A 20,128-nucleotide genomic window follows, 5' to 3' on the forward strand; every position below is an offset into this window, starting at 1 on the left:
GCAATTCAGCTGGAACGTCAACTTATCAATTTACGGGACAAGCCTAATAAAAAAGGCGAATCAGAAATGATTCGCCTTCTTATATATTTTGATTAGCCAGTCACAAACTTAATTCCCGACTGACACCAAGCAGCTGATGCCTACGAATTAAGATTGTGACTAAAGTTGTTGATTTTAAATAGCAAGAATTAGACAGTTCTTTAATAAAAAATGTGACTGGGCGATTAACTTTGATTTTCACCTTTCTCGCCCCAGAATTAAGTTTGTGACTGCGACACACAAAGTGTGGATACTTTACCTATACGTAACTTTCAATAACTTCAGTAAAAAAAGCACGTCCAGCATCAGACAAAATGTAGCTTTCTTCACTAGGCTTCTCAAGCATAATATTACGATTAACTAAGACATTCTTTATCTCAGCATGCAAATCGCTTTTAAGTTTAGCTTTCTCAATCAACTCAACTGTGTCTTCTTCCTCTTGTATTGCCTCAATGTCAGCTCTAGTAATCCCTCCAGAAGGTTCAGTTAGTTTTGATAACCTATAGTTATTCTCATTTATGTACTTACCAAGGATAAGAAGCAAGATACAAGCTTTCATGGTGATATCTGTTTTTAGATCATCTCGGCTGCTTGCTCGATCTCGAATAAAAATGAACTCTGACTCATCAATAAACTCACAGCCACTCATTTCGTATTGTGTCCGGTAGTCTTTTAGATTCTCCATAACTTCTTTAAAAAGAGGATTCGCCGTAAACTCCCCACTATTATTCAGTACAGTCCTATTAATCACTTTTCCATTCATCAGCTCATGGAAAATCAAAGTGCTCAAGCTTGAATCGTACATAAGCGTTCCTCCTTGCACAGCTCCAGCGCTATGTAATCAAAATAATATTGGTTATCAGTCAGACGTTTCTTTTCATAAGTGGGTCGCAACGTATTTTCATCAAACATTGGGAATACTTCCTCCAAACCATATAAAAGGTCGGCTAAAGTGAAATCCTCCAGTGATTCATAAAGAATTCTACCCAAATATTTATGTATATCAGTAAGGTGATTGGGCCATTGAGTCAGATAGAGCATTTTAGAAATCAAAATTTGGCGCTCTTGATCCAGCTTCATTTCTACAGGAAGCGGAACTAACTTCTTCTCTCTGGCTGGGGAGGCTTTTTCGCTATTTATAGTAGAAAGGTACTCCTTAAAGCGAAGCTTTGTCAGTTCGGCATTCCAGGCCAGTCTTGATGAGTAACTCGAACGACGGTCACTCAAACCATCTAGGCTTGAAAACCTCGTAAAAACATCAGCATTTCTAGTAAGGTACTTGTTTCTTTGTTTACCATGACGCAATAAAGCAACGTTTTCCATCAACTCACTATAAGCAGCTTCAATTGCTAAGAACTGATTCCTATCTCGCTCTAAGTGATTTGAAAACTGCTCAAGCTTTTTAACTAAATAAGAAATATCTTTGTAGTAACTGGTAATTGCTGTTCTTCGGTACTGCATAGCATTTGCAATATCAAAACGCCTTGTTCCATTTTCACCATGAAAATCGACGAGTTCTTCAACTGCCCTAGAAAAAGACTTTGTCTGAACCATTTCCATATTTGGATTAATGAACTCATAACATGGTATAACGTAACGTTTGTAAAGCGTTGTTACTCTTTCATAAAGCTCAAACAGTGATACCTCTGAACTGCCTGAATCATAAACTTTGTAGTCTTTTGCAACCGAATCAACCTGAGCAGTTAGCCCTGCTACACTTTCTTTAATCTTCGAATGAATTTCACTGAGCAGCTCGTTATAAGAACGCATGGCATCATGGTAATCTTGAGTTTTCGAATCCGATGACTGTATTTCCTGCCCGATTTCGACAGTTCGTTTCCTTAATTGCTCAAAATCAAAATGTGTAAGCTCCTTCGCCCGTTTAACATCAAGAAACCGCAGCAAATCAACAATTACACGCTCTACAGCAACCATCCCTGTATGCTTGTCATTATGAATGAAGACCCCATTCTCGATTAGTGATTGCAAAGAGAGATGCATCTGCGTATTGGCATCATCCCCTGCACAGATCTCATTGTTATAGATTTTGATATACAAGTATTCGGGAAATTCCAAAGCTCCATCATTCGAATCGATATAATCCAGAAGCTTAAAAAAGCAGCTCTGATGCTTCACAATCCCACTAATCAAAACATCTCGATTAAGTCTCATGCTCGCACTCCCCAAACCCCTCTATATGGTGAGGTAGGATATTCATATGACATTTGCTAACGATGGGTTTATCTACACGCTTCCTATCTATCATCACCCAACGCCCAACCTTTCGGCTTATGTAGCCTGAGAAGCTTGGTGTAGCACAGAATATAGAAAAACCATGATCACTAATCTGCTTTATCGTAGAATCAGTATTCTTGAAATCTAAAGTACTGATTTCATCTACAATAATGGGCATTTTTAGAGTTACATATGGGGGGATGAGACGCCTTAACAACACAGAGAGAACAAAGGCAGTAATTGTACTTGTAGTACCTCCTGACTGACTTTTTGTTACAGTTTCGCCAGTTTCTTTCAGCGTATAGTGATAATTGATCGACGAAATAATGTCATGCATCTTCAAGCGTCGAGTCTTCTTGTTGAAGTACGATTCAACAAATTTTGCTAGTGATACGTAGAAATCAGCTTCAAGCAGCGTGTCATCTTCAATATCATGTTTTTCGAGCGTTGCTAGAAGCGACTTAAAGCGATTATCAATCGAGAGATTCAGCTTTATCTCTGATAAGTTAGAAACATGCTTTTCATTCAACTCACTGTTAATTTCACTAATAAAGTCAGATAGAAAACGCTTAGCTTCTTTTAACTCATTGAGTTGATTACTTACAAGTTGATTATGTGAGCGTATTTCATTTCGATGCTGATTCAAATCATAGTCAAGAGTGGCATACTGGTGCTCATAAGCCATTACGACTTCAGATAGCTCACTAAAACCAAGATAATCTTTGTGCTGCTCCACGTTAGGGAGAGGAACTTTAGTCAGAAGCTTATGCATTAACAGGGAAAAACTCGTTTTCAACTTACTCACTTCAGTCGCTGCATTAACTAGCTGAATTGGTAGTTGCTCTGTTAAGTCAATTTTTTGAAGTTCCAAATTCTCATCCTTCACAGGTTTAAATAGCGAAAGAGCGGTTTTCAGAGACTCATCAACGCTTTTAATAATTCGTTGTTGGTCTACTAATAATTGCTGTTGATGCTCTGCAACTCCTAGAACTGATGAGATTTCTGCGTGCTTGTTTTTAAGCCCTTCTAGTGAAATATTATCACTTTGTAGCTTTTCCCGGGCTTTTTGAATCGCATCACTCTCAATACGTATACTTGACTCTAGAGACGCCATTCCTGATATATCTTCGATATCTTGAGCCGTCATCTTTCGATCTTTTTCAGCTTCTGCAATAAGCTTTTCATTATCGCCACTTCGCATAGCTTGACTACAAACAGAGATCTCTTTTTCAAGCTTATTAAGTTCAGCACTGCCATCTTCAATTTGTATTTTCACCGTTTGAACAATGTCATTTAGATCATAGGTAGTGTATTTGCAATCCGGAATATCCTCACCTAAAAGCGTAAGTTTTCCACTATCAGTTTTTCCAAGTAATTCTGAAAACTTTAAAATCCGAATTCTCTGTTCCTCAGTTACAGGGGCTAATACTTGGCTTAACCCCTTGTTTAGTGAGCTGAGTAGACTGGAGCTAGTGTCATCTAGGAGCTGATGAAGAGTAGATTTTTCAGTTTCTTTAACGAATGTTAAATTCCGGCTCAGCATTATACGTAATTTGTTTTTTTCAGAAATCAGCCGTTGTAAATGGTCGCGAACGCCATTTTCGGCTTTATATTGTTCGAGTTTGGATTCAATCTCACGGAGATAATCAGCTAAATTTGAAGTAATATCCTCAACATTCGTTGAGCCATATGCACCAATCTTCTGTTTCGTTTTGGCTAATTTTGTATTGTCGCGTTTTAACTGCTTTTCTCGATATTCAAGTTGACTGCTATCCTTATTAACAGAGCCCAGTAAAGTATTCATAGTTAGCTGCAACTCTTGAACTTTTCGCTTCAACGGAGCAGCTGTTTTGCCATGTTCCTCACTCTCAATGAGGTACGCCTGCTTTGCTGTCGCAACGGTTCTTAGGGCCGAAGAATAGAGCTCAGAATACAACTTAACTTTACTCTTCACATCACCAAAATTATCCGTTATCCGCTGGAAAGTAGGATATTCGTTAGCTATGGACTGAAGCCATCCTTCTTTCTGAACGAGTTGACTGTGTTCTTCGGAAAGCTTGCTTAAATTAGCATCCAATCGCTCTTCATCTCGTCCACGTCCCATCTCTAAAAGAGTGGCAATAGCCTTAGGAAGTGACTTAGTTTCAGAATCGCTGGTATCAAATGCCAATTGGTAAATATTACGGAATGCTTCAATTGAGTCGGGTCGAGCATCCTTCAGTGGTAATACACAAAAACGCTTATCCCTTAGGCCTCCACGGATACTGTCATACATTAAATACACAATATTCTTCGCACTGTTCTCCTGAATCCCATCGCTTTGCTTAACAAACTTTTGGACAGATTTAATGCTTAGTTCTGTAGCGAAGTCGCTTTCCTCTTCATCCCAAAAAACATGGCGAATTTCATCATAAGCAAGAGGAACAAAGAATCGACCGTAACGATAATTTCCCATTTTATAGAGCACCATGCAGAACATCCCTTCAGGGTTTTCCACTTCCAGCGCTATAAAAGATTTGTGATCAGGAAAATAGAAATCATATGACTCTTCCATTGAGTACTTTCCATTCTTCCCCTCGAACCGGAACTTGTTGCCACAATTTCTAAAATCTACTTCCGGGAAAAGCAGTAGTTTGGTTCCCGCTAAACTTGCTGTTTTACCTGCATTATTGTCCCCAAACATTGCTAAGTGATGATCTAGTAGAATTTCTGAATAACCATGACTTGCAGAGTTCACATAAACCATTCGCTTTAGAATGTACTCTTCAGTTAGTAGCCCACAATCAAGATTATTTGACATACAGATAACTCTCCTGCTCTAAGGTTTTACGATAATCCTTTATTATTTTCGCTGCTGGAGCTAATAAAGGTATGGTTAAGCCGATTTTGATTGCCTCTTCGACTTTGACCGGTGAAGTCACTTCAACAACATCATCAAGACGCCTTCCGATATCATCAGGAAGTAGAAACGAAAAGGACTGTTCAGGTAAAAGCTTTAATAGATTTGCAGCTATCGTTAGACCTCCAACATCTAGGTCCAAGAAAAGATTAATGTGCTCAAAATGATTTAAAAAATCTTTATGAAGGGAGTTGCTAATCTCATTCCCTTCAGCAAAAATTATCGTTAATTCTGCAAATTCATCAGTAAACTGACTCACAAACTGAGTTAAGAACAAGTCAGTTTTTTCAATAGAAATAAAGTTTTGTCGATTCTCGATCAATAAAGCCGTTTTACCCAATGAGCCTGGATAAGTATGTCTGCCAGTTCCTTCAAACATCACCACCTGCGGGTAGCCTGTTCCTCTTCTAAGCACCAACAGAGAGCCCTCAACTTTACATTTATGACTCCTATTTTGCCTAGCAGCTCCTACTCGATTGTTCACGGGCTCTGCAAGCAAAAACTCAAGCTCTGCTTTTAATTGATAATCTAAAGACATCACCAAATATTTCTGCCCTGAAATCTTTCTAGCAACAATATCTTCTGGCTTGAGATGCCTTCCTAACGATAGAAGTTCTAAAGAACGCTTAAACTTAGAAAGGTCGATCGGCACTTGCATATCAATATCACGCATAGACTTACGTAAACCACTAAGTTTCATGTAAAAATCCTTTTTAAACTTAATACTCACCCTAGATATGCTCAATTATAAAGCGAATAAAAAGATTTGCTAGAGGTTTTATATACAGTTTATAATGATTCTAAGTATCATTTTGATAGCGTTAATTTATATGAATAAGCTAAAACTCATTGATTTTCTTTTGATGTTTACGGGAAAGGTCCAACGCCAGCAACTAATGGATATAGCAAACATAGCGATAGCTACGGCGTCACGTACGCTGACTGAATATCGAGAACTCTATCCAAGCAATATTCAGTACGATATTGGTAAAAAGAGCTATTTAATCACTGATGATTTTGTACCAGCATTCGAGCATGATGCAGAGAGTGCGCTACGCACACTAGCTTATGGAGAGCGAATTGAATCAACAAACCTTAGTGTTATCAGCCCTCAGACAGCACCAATAATAAAACCCACTACTCCAATAGAAATTGCAGCACAACTTTGCCGTGCGATCATTGCTAAGCGAGCACTAGAAATTGAGTACATCCCATCTAGCGGCTCAAAAATCAAAGAGACGGTGCTACCACATGCTATATTTGAAAGTAAGAAGAAATGGTATTTTCGAGCGCAGTTTTGTGAGAGCAAAGAATTTAAGACATTCAAACTCTCAAGGGTTAAATCATCCGATATTAATAATGAACATTCTGTTAATTGCAATGCAAACGATGATGTCCAATGGACACACCAAGTTTGCCTAACACTAGGTCCGCACCCTAAACATCCTCATCCTGAAGCGTTACGGTTAGATCTAGGCTTAACAGATAAGCATGTGGTAAACATCAATACATCAGCAGCACTAGCGGGATTGTTGCTAGCAGAATGGGGAGTTGATTCTTCTCAAGACGCTTGCCTTGACCCATACTTTTTTCAGTTTGCGTTATTAAATCGTCATGAATTGGCAGAAGTAGAGTCAATGAAAATTGCACCAGGCTACATAGCTACGTCATGTCGTCCGATTAAAAATCATGACTAATGGTTCAATAGCATTTCCAATGCATCAAAGTAAGCCGTTAACTCTATCTAAGGGTCAACGGCTTTCATCGTTTTCTGAGAGTACTAAATAAGCTGAAAAGCCTTCACAAAGTTCTTGGAATGCTGATGAAATCGAATGTGCCCTGGAGCATTCAGTCTACGCTTTTTTTGAGTAAACGGGCGAGTGATATAGCCCCAGCTTCCTACCCTAGAAAAATAGATCACGTAATCGATTTTTACATCGCCCCACTTGTTTTCAACTTCAATACATTCGTCATTAGTTTCAACCGACTTGATCTGTATTCGATAAAAATAGGGGCCGTCAGAAATGACAATATCGGTCTTTTGACCATGGTCAATCATAGGCATAAAGACGTCCCAACCATCGTTGAGAAGCCAACTTGCGGCGAGAGTTTCATAAGAAAGGCTTTTGTAATGTTTTATCGCACTTGATGGAGGAGTGGCATTTTTTATAGGCATAGCAGTATCCAATATAAAATTGATGCCGTATGTCAGCCAGTGGCCTACTGAATACGAACCGGATTAGCGTTACTGCTTAATCCCCAATTTAATATCACTATACTGCTGCTTGCATGTATCGAGTTGTAAGGGCTGCCGGCCCTGACATTGTCCTGTATTGGATCCCGTCATTAATACAACTATCAGGCCCGCATGAGCCGTGAAATATATGAATTTTCAATTTAATAGATAAATACAATACTGTCAACTCCACGATAAATAACCGTTGAATCATCCAATAAACCTACCGAACACGGCTCAATTAAAACCAGCAAGCCTATGATTCGTCGATAATATTTTGACTAGTTCAGGCTGCATGTATTGGTACACATCTTCAATATTAAGCACTTCAACTTTATCTAAAAAACTCTTACCTGCGTATTCGGAGATAACTTCTACATGTGCAGCTTCCATGACAAAAACTCTATCAGCCCAATTCAAGAGCGCTATAGTGCAGAGCGTACTATTGTTCTTAGCACAATACTTTTCACTAAGTCCTGCGGATTTAAATTCATCTCTAGTATTGCGAGCACTAAAGTAATCTTCTGCTGTTCTTGAGCGATGCACATTTGCCGTGCATAGAAATAAAATATGCATCATAACTTAAGAGAAATCCCCTGTTTTCATACGTTCTAACATACCAATGACGGTATCTACCCCGTCTTTGGTTCTCAACAATGCTCTAGGTGTTGCACCGCCCAATGGTCTTTTGGGCTTATTTAACCACGCTTCTATACAAGCATCGTCATCATTGAAAACATCTTCCAGCATATCTAAGACCGCTTTAGGGATAACAGCCTCAAACTGAGCGATATAGTCTTTAATCACCGCATCTAATCGCTTATTTAATTCACTTTCTGAGTCTGCACTAACACGACTTATTACGTCAAAATTGACTAAGCGGCAGCCTCTTATCTCAAACTGTTTCCCCGCTGTTTTTCTAACATAAACAGCAACTCCTTTGTTGTCATCGATGACGCCAGTGAAGGACTCATCACCATGTATTTCAAGCTTCATTTTATCTTCCTCTACACCTTTAAAAATTGTTAGTAATATTCAGCCAACGCAGAGCAATTGAACGTTCGACAGTCCCTCTCAAGCCTTTACCTGACAGTACGTAACATGTACTCGCCGTGACAAATAAGCCAGGGTGAACATACTGCTCTAGCGCTGAAGATAGTATCCAGTCGTCTTGAATACTTGGAGAAGCACTTATAATGTTTTCAGCGAATAGCATAGCTTCAACACTAAGCCCATTTTTACGCGTTCCACTTGACTCAAAGCCTATCCAAAACCACTCCTGAACCACTACGATTCGCTTACCACAGAAGTAATAAAAAGCATCATCAACTCTCTGGTTTAGCTCAGAGGCTTCGCATCCTTTATCTGTATCTACATCAGCAGATAAAGTCTGAATATGTCGCTTCAATTCAGTTTTATTCAGCACCTATTTTCTCCCCCAATATTTTGCTGGTTGCTTGGCTGGTAATACTCGATAAAGCCAAGCCTTGTCGTACCTAAACAACCATGTGTAGTCGGTTCGCACAGCTTGCTGTAATGAACTTCGAGTACAATGAGGTTGTTTACGCATAGCGACAATTAAGTTGGCTCGATGAAAGTGACATTTACGCATAAACCGCTCCTTTCTTCGATGTTCTACCACTGTAGGATGCTGCGATAAAATTTGCTCTACCGCTCCCACTGAGCAATTCATTAAAATGGCAATCTCTTGTGTTGATTTGAGCCTTTTAAGGTCTTGCAAGATAAGCTCTCGCTCCATTGCAAACAGCTTTTGTTCACGGCGCTGAATACTAACGTTATGACTAACAGCTATTTGCTTCACTTTCCCAATACTTAAACCACTTGCGTTGCATGATTGACGTAAACTACTGCCAGCTTTAAGCGCTGCTAGTGCAAGCTCCATCTTCACTTGCTTATCAATTTTATTTCGGTGAACTTTATTGCTCATGGCTTGATTACTGATAATGCTTTTGTGGAAATGAACTAGCTCTCCTATTGATTCAAATATCATTCCTATCATTAGTAGGTGCTTTAAAGGATGGTGGTGAGCACTTGCTTGATAGAACAAACAAGTAGGATAGGTATGGCCACCTCCTAGCTCAAAAATATGAGCAATGGTCTCTTCCTGAAGCACCAACCCCCAGTATTCTTTTAAAGAAACACGCAGTTCGGCTTGATGTATATTCAACCTTTCTGATGCCAGCCCCATTTCTAATAGCCGGTGGCGATATATCATCGCCATGACTTCTCCCTCGAATAGTGGTGGTTCGAATGAAAGAAGCTCAATACTCAACTGGGCCAACTTTAAAGCCCTTGGGCTGGCACAAATCAAATCCTCTTTCACAACGGTTTGAGGTGGCCTTAATAGGCCTCTGCGGTACTTTTTAACTCCCTTTAAATTAAGACCATGCGTAACGCATGAAGATAAGCCAGGCAACTGATGGGCAACATGCCAATATGCGATACCCCATTGATTAATGTCGTCCTCAACACATCCAGGGCAAAAATTTAAGTAGCGGCTCTCCTTTATCCGACCGGCTATTAATGACATTTTTGAGTGTGTAGATTGAGTCTCGCCGGAATGCATATCCTTGAGCGTTGAACAATACAAACTCTCATTACAGAAATGTCTAAAATAGGGCACCAGAGTATGTGCATTGATAAGTATTGCTTCACTAATCGACGCTTGCTGTGCCAGAGCCACTACATAGCTCGGAAATAATGAATCTAGTTGCTTACTGTGTGAACCGAGCATACGCTCAAGTATGAGGTTTATGCTTGGCGACGGAGTACTGTACACCCAGCGAGACAGCCAACTGTATAGCGTCTCGTCAGCAAACACTTCAGGGCAATACTGTATTTGGCTAGACTCTATCATTAGTCTATTCCACGACTCGTTTTGTTAGCTCATGCTCCAGCTCAAGAGACTTGAGCATTAATAACAAACTAATAGGAGGCACCTGTGACCCCCTGTAAACCGTAGTGACGATGTTAAGTAGTTTCTGCCCTTGCTTAAAAACCGCCTCTCGTTCACGATTAAAATATGCAGGAAAGAGACTATCTTCGATGCTTTGAACAAACTTGAGCTGTATTTCACCCACCTCTTTACGTAAAGCCAAGCTGGTATTACTTGGCAATGACTGATAACCAATCTTACTCTTCATTAACTCAGTCAAACTCTCAAAACTCAACTCCGATTGCAGCCCCTGCAACCTAATGCTGACCGCATCAAGCCAATGAGATGTTGGCGATGTCAAAACTACCGGAGGTGTAATTGCTTCTTCGCACTCCAAACACCGACCATTTTCAGGCGGCAGCCAATGCCGCTGAAAAAACAAATATTGAAAATCACAATGCTGACAAGAAGATATTAAGGGGACTTGATGCTTATAGCATCGCAACATCGTAGGTATTTGGTGATAAGTATGCCAATAGGTTATTCCATATTTATCAAAGTCCTCTTTTGCACATTCATTACACCAACGCCAATGGTGAGCAGCCTTAATATTATTTTGTAGCCCAGGCAACACTTTGAGGTTAGCTTGCTCAATTACACCACTGTCTAATAACCTATCCTGTACCTCGGTAGGTAAGAAAGTCAGGTAATACGGTACTAATGTGTGTTCATAGATGACTCTATGTATGCCAATCGTATCCTGATAATGCTTAGCCAAATCAGCATACAATGGTCGCCATATTGCCGCAGGAGTGAGTATTGTTAAGTTATTAGACACTCGTTTACACGTCATCAAAAAATCATTTCTGCCCGTTGTATCAAACCAGCGAGCTAACACACTGAATATATGTTCGTTTTCAAATGGAGCAGGTAGTTCGACATTATTCATCCTCCGCTCCAAATCCTGATTGGAATGCCCCAAAGCTTTTATCTAGTTCTAAATGGCCAATACCCTCGACAGGTGCATCGGCTGACTTAACGACTGTTGGTAAAACCACCTTAGGCGCTACATCAGACTTAGTAGCATGGTCATTAGATGGAGAGGAAATCTCAGCGACACTGGACTTATTGTTCGAAGGTTTCTCTAAGCCCCCACCTTGCTCATTTCTAAGCGAGATAAGTGCAGGCTCTATCAAGTGAAACTGATTCTTGAACACTCGGTTTAACAATTGAATATCGAAGGTTGTATGGTAGCTTTTAGCTTTATCGGGATTTTGCAAAAGTGATTGCAGAGTTTCGTGATGCATATGTGCAAGGCGAGTCATGATAGCGGTTAAGCCACAAGTTAACTTATGAAATACGCGTTTAAATTCAGCGGTGTCATCAGGTAAGTCTCCATAAGCAAGACTCGGTAAAAATAACACATCGAATAACTGGTTAAAGTACTCAGAATGTTGTGAATGGGTTGAGAATTTAAACTCTCTATCATTAAGCATTCGCCTTACCGTAGTAAGATCGTGACCAAGCCTGTGATCACTTGATTTTAAAGTATCGAACAGCTCAACACCTTGTTGTGTCGAACTCTGAATAATGGGTATACCTATTTTGTTGAATAACGTTTCAAGAATTTGCAATGACGGACTGTCTTTTATCTTTTTATATCCGAGCATAAATTGGAGCTCATCAATATGTACTAGCCCTAAGCAATGCGCAGATGCTACGTTTTGCATTGCCGCCAATAACTTATCAACAGAGAACTTCCCATGGTCGCTCCACTCTGCGGTGTATTTCGTTCCCAACGCAGCATCAACAGCCCTGAAAAAGTTGGCAGTCATTGCTTTCGGAGAACCATTTGGAGGTAAATCAAATGATACCCAAACAAGCTGTGTTTTCTTGAAATGCTCTCCCTGATATAGCGTGTGTTTTATCGCTTGGGGGATCTGACTCAAGATTCTTCGAATTGCAGTTGTTTTACCCGAACCTGATTCACCGTACACCAAAGCAGATGGAGCGGTTGAAGGACCGTGAATACCACTATTACCATGAGTAAAAACCTGACCTTTTCGCATAGCGTCAGCAACCTGTCCATTGAACATGCGCATATCTTTTGACAATGGATTTCGATGAAAGTAGCCATACAAAATCATACTTATCATTTTGCTATAAAGCCCCCAAGTCTGAGGGACCGGTATATGAATTTCGGTTAATTGCCGTAATTGTGTTTGTTGATAAATAGCCGGCAACTCCCAAAAGTCAGGTTGAATAACAGGAATAACGGTCAATCTTTCAATAAAACGTTTTCGATTCAGCTCTATATGAATCGCTTCACACAATGGATTGTTATTTAAATTTTCATCCAAATGGGTTTGATACTCAGCATTGATTATCATCACAAACTCCTATTCGTACATTTCATTGTCTAAGTCATCGAGCTGGCCAATGTTTGTAGTAAAAGAGTCATCCTTGTTACCGTTCATTAAGGCTTCTTGCGCTTCAATCGCGTGCTTCAACTGCTGCATCGCTTTGAACTGCGCTTGTCGCTCCTTAACTCTGGGCTGCATGCTGATCCGAGTATTCTCCTTAACACCTTGGAGTAGCTCTTCATTTATCAACTTCAATTGCTCAGTAAGCTGCTGTTTAAACACTCTAAGTTTTTTAGCATTTAGGCGGTTTTTATGTCGCTTATCTTTAAACTGTTCAAGCAAGTGCAATACAGGCTCCCAATGTTGCCCAACAAAGGGGCTCTCATCGTTTACATTTTTCAAGTCAAACGCGACATATTGATTAGAATCAGTCTTATGCCAGATATTGGAGGTCCAATCTTTTGGGCGTTTAATGGGTATTTTGAAAGGTTTATCATGCTTAGCTTTGCTAAACCAACCCGCCTTTTTAGCGTAATCAGAGTAATAAACTAAGCCCTTAAAATAGATACCATCAGCTCGAACGGTAGCTTCTTCCTCTGGTAAAAACGCCCAACGAAGTCTTCCAGGGTCTTCTAAACGGCCATCACGCCCACCGTTCATCTCTTGCTTTAAGCTATGTAAATACAATGCGTTTGGAGTGATATCGATGTTTGTGCGAATGGCATTAATATCTAAGCGATGAAGTCGGTCAGCAGTATTGTTATGCAAAATGATTGATTGAATGATCTCAGCAATTAGTGAGTCGTAATCCCAAAAAGCTCGGTTTGACGCATGCTGTTCCCCACGTTGTGCAGCTTCAGGAATAGCACCAGCAGTAAAATGGATTGATTCATTGTTGATGCAATTGAACTTGCTCTCGACAGTCCCCTTTGCATCGCCTCGAAAAACAGCTGTAAAGTTATATCCTCGAATACCAAGTTCAGACTGTAGTACTGACAAAATGATCTTATCGGGATGCTCCGTGCCATTATCGACGGTAACTTGAACTGGAATATGATGAGCAGGCCAGTCTCTTTCTGATATCGAAACGCCATAGCGTGCAGAGAACGTAACTTTACAAGAGCAGGCATTCAATAAAGCTTGAGATGCCCCTTCCCAATTAGGCCCATCAAACCCTAAATAAAAGCCCACAATCATTGTGGAATACACATCAATGACAAAATACAACACCGGACGCCCCATACTGTATTGCCCTGATACGTCGAAAGGGTAACGAACATACAAATCAAGCACGGTAGCATCAATTTCATAACGATAAGTTGCACCAATAACACCATCATGTGCAGCCCCTTGCCTATCAGCAAAGTCTTTCTCATACGATATTTGCCCATGACGTATTTGCAGATAGAGCTTCTTATCTACGATGCTTTTCAGGTGATAACGGATTTGTTCTTGTGAAAGAGACTGGGTTTCCTCAAATGGTATTCGGGTTTCATGCGTTGTATTTTCAATATTTCTTTCTACGACCGATGTTTCATATTGATATTGGTAGAGCTCTATCGCCTTCTTGAACGTGAATTTTGGAAACCATTTCTTACCGTCTTTAGACTTCATATACGCAACAATTTTACTGAGCTGTGCCTTATGGAGTTGCGTTATACCAATGCTTTTTGAGCGACTAGTGGTGTTATTAGCGCCTCCTCTGCCACGCTTAACGTTATTGGCACCTGGACTCGCAGGGATTAGATAATTCCGGCCAATGTTCTTATTTTTGAAAGGTAATAACGCATTAACTTGGCACCCGAACACAATATAGCGATTTAATGCATTGTAATAGGCACCACGCGTCGTCCAAGCCATTTCAGGAAAGGTATCCATGTTTGACGTTAAAAGCGCTGTAATCTCTTCTGAGAGCCCTCCACGATATAAGTATTGAGCAATCAAAGCTTCTGATGTCAGTGGCTCAATTAAAGCAAACTTCTTGTCCCGCTTTTCAAGCCATTTGTCTCGATTCATGCCTATTAGCACTTTATCACTGTATGACATCTCTGCTGGAAGCTGATGCTGCGATGACGAAGCAGAGTTTTTCTTCAACAAAGTATGCAACTCGTCAAAGGAATAAATGTCCGGCTTTGCAATATTAATTGCTATGTCAGCTATGTTCATATCAGCTACAGCCGCTTGCTGACAGGCATGACTCACGTGGCATACCCGCAGCGCAAGACCTTGCTTTTCATCAACGATATATTGACCAACGTAAATCATAGAGACAGCTCCACAGGGCGAAAAACTCGAATGTATTGGTCGGTTTTAATAGGAAGGAAATGATACAGACAAGCATATTGAAACAAGCTTTGAACACGTTGAAATGGTGTGTTCAGTTTTTGTTCTAACGTTTTAAAGTGCTGCTGAAGCTCTGCTCGGGGAGTGTTAACCCAACTATCGATAAAAGCGATACCAAACGCCTCAACCTCTCCCAGGGTTGTTTTTAAGTCGTGTGCCAATTCAAAGTAATCAAAATTCCAAGCTTCCGGCTTAGTTGCATCACGCTCAGTAATCACACGGTATTGAACCCCTCTGCGCAACCAATATTGACGCTCTATCTCGAACTTTTGCCAAGTCCGCATTTTAATCTTTTCGACTGCTCCATCTTCGCTCGCTTTATAGATTTGGTCCCAGTATTTAAACGTATAGGCAACTCGGTATAGGCTCTGGTCTTTACGTCGATAAGTTGCCACAAAATCTGTGGTCATGACGTAGGCGAGGTTTGTTTTCCAGTTACGCGGGTGGATAAGATTTAGCTCTACTGCGATATCCAAAGTTTCATCGATATCTAAAGCAAACTGCTCTTCAACAATTACCGTACTGGGCTTTGATATGAGTTTTTTGTAAGCCCGAGACTCTCCGTCTGACAGAAGATGAACTTGTCGCTTTTGCTTAGGGCAGAATAGCCAATGCCTTCGACCAATTTTATTAACGTCTCGAACTGTAAGGTAGGGTTTGTATTGACCAGAAAGCACTATGCCCTTCTTCCAAGCATTGAATTTTTTGATAGTCTTTTCGGAGATACTAATTTGAGTTTTGGCCATCACTGCTTTCCGTTTCAAAAGAAGTAGCGTAGCAAAACGAACCTAATCCCGGCAGTCTACAAAAACAATCAAGCACATGATATAATTAAGGAAAATACATACTATATCAATAAATAATTTAAATGCGGTTATGGAAATAACTCCATATTAAAAAATCAAAATCAGCCTATTTATACTAAGCCTTTCTAAAGACAGAACTTTAAAAAATCCTGCCTCACTTACTATTTCAGTAGCTATTCGAACTGGCAAAAAATCTATGATTTCGGCCTAGTACTTCAGGCAAACCTAATTGATGAAAATAATTTAAATTATTTTTGGTAAGGGAGAAATTTAGCGAGTAACAATGAAGATTTAGCTGGATTTTATGGGTTGTAGGCAAAATATAAGGACATAGTTTTGAGGGATAAGAAAGCCAGCATTAGCTAGCTGTCAATTACTAGCCATAAATCAAAATTGGACAAAAATGAGTTTGAGTATCAGATCTATCGTGAGTGACTAAGATGAGATAAAGTATCTCAATTTTTCTAATTCGCTCCGATCCCTTTATCTCTTTTCACATTCGTTTGAAGAACTTGTTAGGCTTATTTTCCCCAAACCCACTGCTTCTTTCTTAACACACTACTTTTGTTTTTAAGAAGAAAAGAGAAGAACTCATACATATGCGGCACATCTTCAGGAACCTTCTCACGTAGACAGTCTTGCATTTCATGCAACTTTAGGGTTTGTGCTTTTAAAAGATAATAGAAGGGGCGCAATAGTGAGATAATTGACCAACTCACATGATAACTGGCTTTTTCTGTTGCTGTGAACAAATAATAAAAATCGATACCTGTAATCAATTCCCCGTTGATGTTTTGATACCAGCGGCTTACATCACCATATTTAAGAGCATCTTCTTGTAATTTTTCTCTCACGTCACTTCTTAACCCCCAAATATGATACTGAATTACAGATAACCACTGCCCTATAGGATCTTTATTATTATTTTGGGAAGTAAGCTCATCTAAGTTGTAATATCTTGAGCCTTTAGCAAAGTCAGATAGCACAAGTAGCATGTCATTTTGAACATCGTTTGGGATCATTTCAATATGAACTCGATGCTTCTTTGCTAGCTCTCCACAAGTATTATAAAGCTCACATATATTGTGACCAAAACTTCTCAGCTGTTTGTTCGTTGGATTTTCTAAGTTGTTTGAAATTTTGTGTTCAAGCAAAACAACAATCTTCATTAGCCTTTCAAAACCTGTAGCAAGTTCAAAAAGCCCGGAATAGAAAAGTCCTCGGTGAATGTCATCAATATTAGCTTTCCGTAAAGAGTTAAGCCCCCCAACCAAACTAGACATAGTCAAATGCCCTTCTTGAACAAGTAACCTATATTTTGTTTCGGTGATCAAAAGCAACTCCAATGTAAGCCTTACGCCCCAAGCAGGGCAACTTTTAAGCTGGCTAAAATTAGGCGCGAAGCGACGAGAGCCAGCTCAAATTGTCCCGTTGACTTGTTATATTTTTGCTAGTTTGGCATAGAAACCCAGCCTAAACTCAACAAAATACCATAAGTAAAAACACCACCTAAACCACCAATAAGGATTAAGCCAAATGGTTTTTGATACCATTCAATTTTAACTGGCCTATGATGTTCAAGCGCTATAAGGGCAGCGTCTATTCTTGCACCATACTTTTTACTTTCACCTAGCCTTGTTTCTGATTTTATACTTAATAAATTAGCCTTTGCGGATTTATATTCACTTTCCGATAATTCAGGGCTATTTGCCTTTCTAAATAGTTTTTCTAAATCTTGGTCTGTAACTTTCATCCGATGCCCGAAAAATCTAACATTTGTATAGTGCGCATGCTCGTTTATTTGGCAAAACGCTAATGCACATTAAATAAACCTATTATTTAAGGTTTACTAAAATAAAGCTATTGATTTGTAAGAACTCTAGCAGAATGGTGTTGGATAAACGAGCATTAAAAATTGCAAAATGAGCATTGATATTGAGGTTTAATCGAAAGTAATCAATGACTGCCACTTATTGTTCAGTAAAAGTAGCTCAACAGGCTCATATGCGTTCAATTTCGCATATAGATTGTAACCAATAAAGGGGCAAAAATGACTCAGCGTAGACCTCTCTGACTCAAAATTGGACAGAAATCATTTAGAGCTGAAACTCTGAAAGCAACGACTTCCATTAGGTAAAGTATGGCGACCTGATATGTGGTAACGCCTCATTAATGGGCGAAAAATTGTTGGCTAAAATGTTGAGGAACGAAAACAGCCAACTGTTTTTTGTCCCTGTTTAATGACTGTTAGCTATACACAAGCACAGTAATCAGTTTAATTTTTTAAACACTTTTACTGGAAGCTTACCATTGATGGTTAAGAAAAAAGTAATAACCATAAACACTATACAAAATATAACACCAAACAATAACATTAAAATTAACAACCACTCAAAGGTTGAGCACTCAAATATAAATAGAGTGAATTGAAGCAATCCGTAAGAAGACAAACAAAACAATATTGCAGTAAGTATACGGAAAAAAGGGCTAATATAATTTGAGTTGGATTGCATACTTTCCCTGTATAGCTTACGGAGTCCGATTGACTGGCCTTGTTATGAGCTGATTTCATTGTATTTTGCCAATATCTCCGTAGCTGACCAATTACGCTGTATATAAATACTAAGGCTAGCATGTAATAAATGCCACCATGTCATGCCTTTAGTATTATTTATTGCTGATATTTGCCGCATGTGTGTAATTGCTATTTGTGATGCCATTAATGATGAATTTGTATGAGGGTCTAAACCCTTTACTGAAAGAAAATCATTGAGGACTGCAACCGATAGCCATTTATAGAACCAAAATGGAGTAATATTATGAACCTCGATTAATTGAACATTTGGCTCATTTTGGCTCCATTGCTTTTGCAATTCATCGTTTGTGATGTTTAGTTCGATTGCCTTAGATGGCATTGAATCAAGAAGTGACAACGCATGATTATAAGTCACTAGTGGCACAGCAATTAAAATTGCTGAAACTAACACTAGTAATAATATCGCGATTTTCTTGATCACTTGACTCCCTTCAATGCCTCATAACGCCTTACTAATGGGCGCATAAATGCTTGGCTAAAATTAGCGACGAAGGAGCACAAGCCAAGCGTTTTGCGTCCTTTTGAGTAACTTGTTATACCTTAAAGCACTCTGAGGTTTTATTTGTTTCTGGATCCTTAGTTACCCAAATTTCCGAGTCAATTGACTCAGTAATAATAGGTGCTTCGTCTTCCATAAAGTCCACTTTCATTTGCTCTAATGTTTCTTCAGTTAGAATATCTTCATAGTCAAAAATAACTTCTATTTTCAGGTCATTAGTACGGTAAGTTAAATGGCTTTTTTCATACTCCCAGCTCCCTGACTCCAAAAGCCTGATTTTAGCTATCGGTAAGTTACCGCCATAAATGAAGGTTATTGTTGAGTCTGAACTATAAGTCATGCTATCCGAGTTGTAGTGGTCGGTTGCAGTACCTTTTAACTTAATTTCATCAACGTCTATATCAAGAGGGCAATCCCACTTACCAGATAATAGATTAATTTCTCGACTGTCAGAAGCACTTGCAAAATGAGAAGTTAATAATAGTATTACTAGAATATATCGCATGATCATCCTTGAGGTATAACGCCCGCCTAACACGCAATGTGTTGGCATGGCTTTTTGCGTTGTTTGCCAAAAACATGACAACTTTACATTGTCGGAGTTTAGGCGTTTGTTATACATCACTTTCTACATAAATAATGTAGAAAGCACCTTGTTCGCTAATTGCTTGTTGCCAATCTTCAGGTACATCTTTGTCTGAATACTCAGATATTAACAATTCGCTATACTCATCAATTACTACATTACTCCAATCATTGATTGAGAGTAATTCAGTGATATGTTCGATAGCGCTATCTATATTAGCTTTATCGATGACAGCTAAAAAAGGATATTCTTGACCTGTTTCATAATCACTAGAAGCACCACTAAAAGTTGTTAGTCCTCGAACGGTATAACCTTGTTTTGCTGAGTTTGCTAACCTCTCCCACGCTGAAACCTTACTTTTGATTTTTTTCGCCAATCGGGTAAACAACGCATGACTCCTGTGATGTATAACAGCTTATTCAATAGCAGCACAATAATGTTCCAGGCTGCTCAATTCAAACTTCAAAGATACCATCGCTAAGTTATTGTTGTAAATCGAATATTTTTGCGAATACGTAAATAATGCTCAAAATACTGCCGGAAAAACAATGCGTCTTTGTTTACGAGGTCTATACAACACTTTAAAAAATTTCGCAGTAGACTGATATGTATGGGTTTTCTAGAATGTTA

At 39.3% G+C, this 20,128-nt stretch carries 19 protein-coding genes; 1 reads left to right on the forward strand and 18 read right to left on the reverse strand.

Features of this window, described 5'->3' with window-relative positions; translation table 11 throughout:
* Positions 1-298 precede the first annotated feature (298 nt).
* Genes Q4546_RS00845 through Q4546_RS00860 form a run of 4 tightly spaced genes read right to left on the reverse strand, consistent with a single transcriptional unit; the run spans position 299 to position 5,873 of the window.
* The gene (locus Q4546_RS00845) at positions 299-844 is read right to left on the reverse strand and encodes a hypothetical protein (protein ID WP_303445514.1); all 546 of its coding nucleotides are present in this window, start codon (positions 842-844) and stop codon (positions 299-301) included.
* Complete coding sequence (locus Q4546_RS00850; RefSeq protein WP_303445515.1) at positions 826-2,211, reverse strand: hypothetical protein; 1,386 nt, start codon at positions 2,209-2,211, stop codon at positions 826-828. Before Q4546_RS00850 ends, Q4546_RS00845 begins: the two co-directional genes overlap by 19 nt.
* Positions 2,201-5,074, reverse strand: a complete 2,874-nt coding sequence (locus Q4546_RS00855; protein WP_303445516.1) for a hypothetical protein — start codon at positions 5,072-5,074, stop codon at positions 2,201-2,203. Before Q4546_RS00855 ends, Q4546_RS00850 begins: the two co-directional genes overlap by 11 nt.
* The gene (locus Q4546_RS00860) at positions 5,064-5,873 is read right to left on the reverse strand and encodes a hypothetical protein (protein ID WP_303445517.1); all 810 of its coding nucleotides are present in this window, start codon (positions 5,871-5,873) and stop codon (positions 5,064-5,066) included. Before Q4546_RS00860 ends, Q4546_RS00855 begins: the two co-directional genes overlap by 11 nt.
* Positions 5,874-6,003: 130 nt before the next feature.
* Here Q4546_RS00860 and Q4546_RS00865 point away from each other — a divergent pair, with 130 nt between their 5' ends.
* Positions 6,004-6,870: a WYL domain-containing protein gene (locus Q4546_RS00865; RefSeq protein WP_303445518.1), complete on the forward strand. Its 867-nt coding sequence runs from the start codon at positions 6,004-6,006 to the stop codon at positions 6,868-6,870.
* 83 nt (positions 6,871-6,953) lie between these two features.
* On the opposite strand, the gene Q4546_RS00870 is transcribed toward Q4546_RS00865, so the two are convergent.
* The 14 genes from Q4546_RS00870 to Q4546_RS00935 all read right to left on the reverse strand — a co-directional run bounded on the left by Q4546_RS00870 (position 6,954) and on the right by Q4546_RS00935 (position 19,886).
* Positions 6,954-7,349: a hypothetical protein gene (locus Q4546_RS00870; protein ID WP_303445519.1), complete on the reverse strand. Its 396-nt coding sequence runs from the start codon at positions 7,347-7,349 to the stop codon at positions 6,954-6,956.
* Between the two features lie 297 nt (positions 7,350-7,646).
* Positions 7,647-7,988, reverse strand: a complete 342-nt coding sequence (locus Q4546_RS00875; protein WP_303445520.1) for a hypothetical protein — start codon at positions 7,986-7,988, stop codon at positions 7,647-7,649.
* Positions 7,989-7,991: 3 nt separating this feature from the next.
* A complete protein-coding gene (locus Q4546_RS00880) occupies positions 7,992-8,405 on the reverse strand; it encodes an MbcA/ParS/Xre antitoxin family protein (protein WP_303445521.1) in 414 nt (137 codons plus the stop codon).
* Positions 8,406-8,424: 19 nt separating this feature from the next.
* Positions 8,425-8,835, reverse strand: coding sequence for a hypothetical protein (locus Q4546_RS00885; RefSeq protein WP_303445522.1), 411 nt, complete (start codon positions 8,833-8,835; stop codon positions 8,425-8,427).
* A complete protein-coding gene (locus tag Q4546_RS00890) occupies positions 8,836-10,287 on the reverse strand; it encodes a TnsD family Tn7-like transposition protein (RefSeq protein ID WP_303445523.1) in 1,452 nt (483 codons plus the stop codon).
* A gap of 4 nt (positions 10,288-10,291) precedes the next feature.
* On the reverse strand, positions 10,292-11,254 hold the full coding sequence (locus Q4546_RS00895) for a TniQ family protein (protein WP_303445524.1): 963 nt from the start codon (positions 11,252-11,254) through the stop codon (positions 10,292-10,294).
* A complete protein-coding gene (locus Q4546_RS00900) occupies positions 11,247-12,695 on the reverse strand; it encodes an ATP-binding protein (RefSeq protein ID WP_303445525.1) in 1,449 nt (482 codons plus the stop codon). Before Q4546_RS00900 ends, Q4546_RS00895 begins: the two co-directional genes overlap by 8 nt.
* 9 nt (positions 12,696-12,704) lie before the next feature.
* Positions 12,705-14,933, reverse strand: coding sequence for a hypothetical protein (locus tag Q4546_RS00905; protein ID WP_303445526.1), 2,229 nt, complete (start codon positions 14,931-14,933; stop codon positions 12,705-12,707).
* Positions 14,930-15,757: a TnsA endonuclease N-terminal domain-containing protein gene (locus Q4546_RS00910; protein ID WP_303445527.1), complete on the reverse strand. Its 828-nt coding sequence runs from the start codon at positions 15,755-15,757 to the stop codon at positions 14,930-14,932. Before Q4546_RS00910 ends, Q4546_RS00905 begins: the two co-directional genes overlap by 4 nt.
* A 581-nt stretch (positions 15,758-16,338) precedes the next feature.
* The gene (locus Q4546_RS00915) at positions 16,339-17,151 is read right to left on the reverse strand and encodes a hypothetical protein (RefSeq protein ID WP_303445528.1); all 813 of its coding nucleotides are present in this window, start codon (positions 17,149-17,151) and stop codon (positions 16,339-16,341) included.
* Positions 17,152-17,267: 116 nt separating this feature from the next.
* Complete coding sequence (locus Q4546_RS00920) at positions 17,268-17,570, reverse strand: hypothetical protein (RefSeq protein WP_303445529.1); 303 nt, start codon at positions 17,568-17,570, stop codon at positions 17,268-17,270.
* An 802-nt stretch (positions 17,571-18,372) separates the two neighbouring features.
* Positions 18,373-18,834 carry a hypothetical protein gene (locus Q4546_RS00925; RefSeq protein ID WP_303445530.1) on the reverse strand — a complete coding sequence of 154 codons (462 nt, stop codon included), beginning with the start codon at positions 18,832-18,834 and terminating at the stop codon, positions 18,373-18,375.
* A gap of 112 nt (positions 18,835-18,946) precedes the next feature.
* Positions 18,947-19,417, reverse strand: coding sequence for a hypothetical protein (locus Q4546_RS00930; protein WP_303445531.1), 471 nt, complete (start codon positions 19,415-19,417; stop codon positions 18,947-18,949).
* Positions 19,418-19,526: 109 nt separating this feature from the next.
* The gene (locus Q4546_RS00935; protein ID WP_303445532.1) at positions 19,527-19,886 is read right to left on the reverse strand and encodes a hypothetical protein; all 360 of its coding nucleotides are present in this window, start codon (positions 19,884-19,886) and stop codon (positions 19,527-19,529) included.
* Positions 19,887-20,128: the final 242 nt, after the last annotated feature.

Origin of the sequence: Shewanella sp. 4_MG-2023 (assembly GCF_030548015.1) — a bacterium.
Lineage (GTDB): Bacteria > Pseudomonadota > Gammaproteobacteria > Enterobacterales > Shewanellaceae > Shewanella.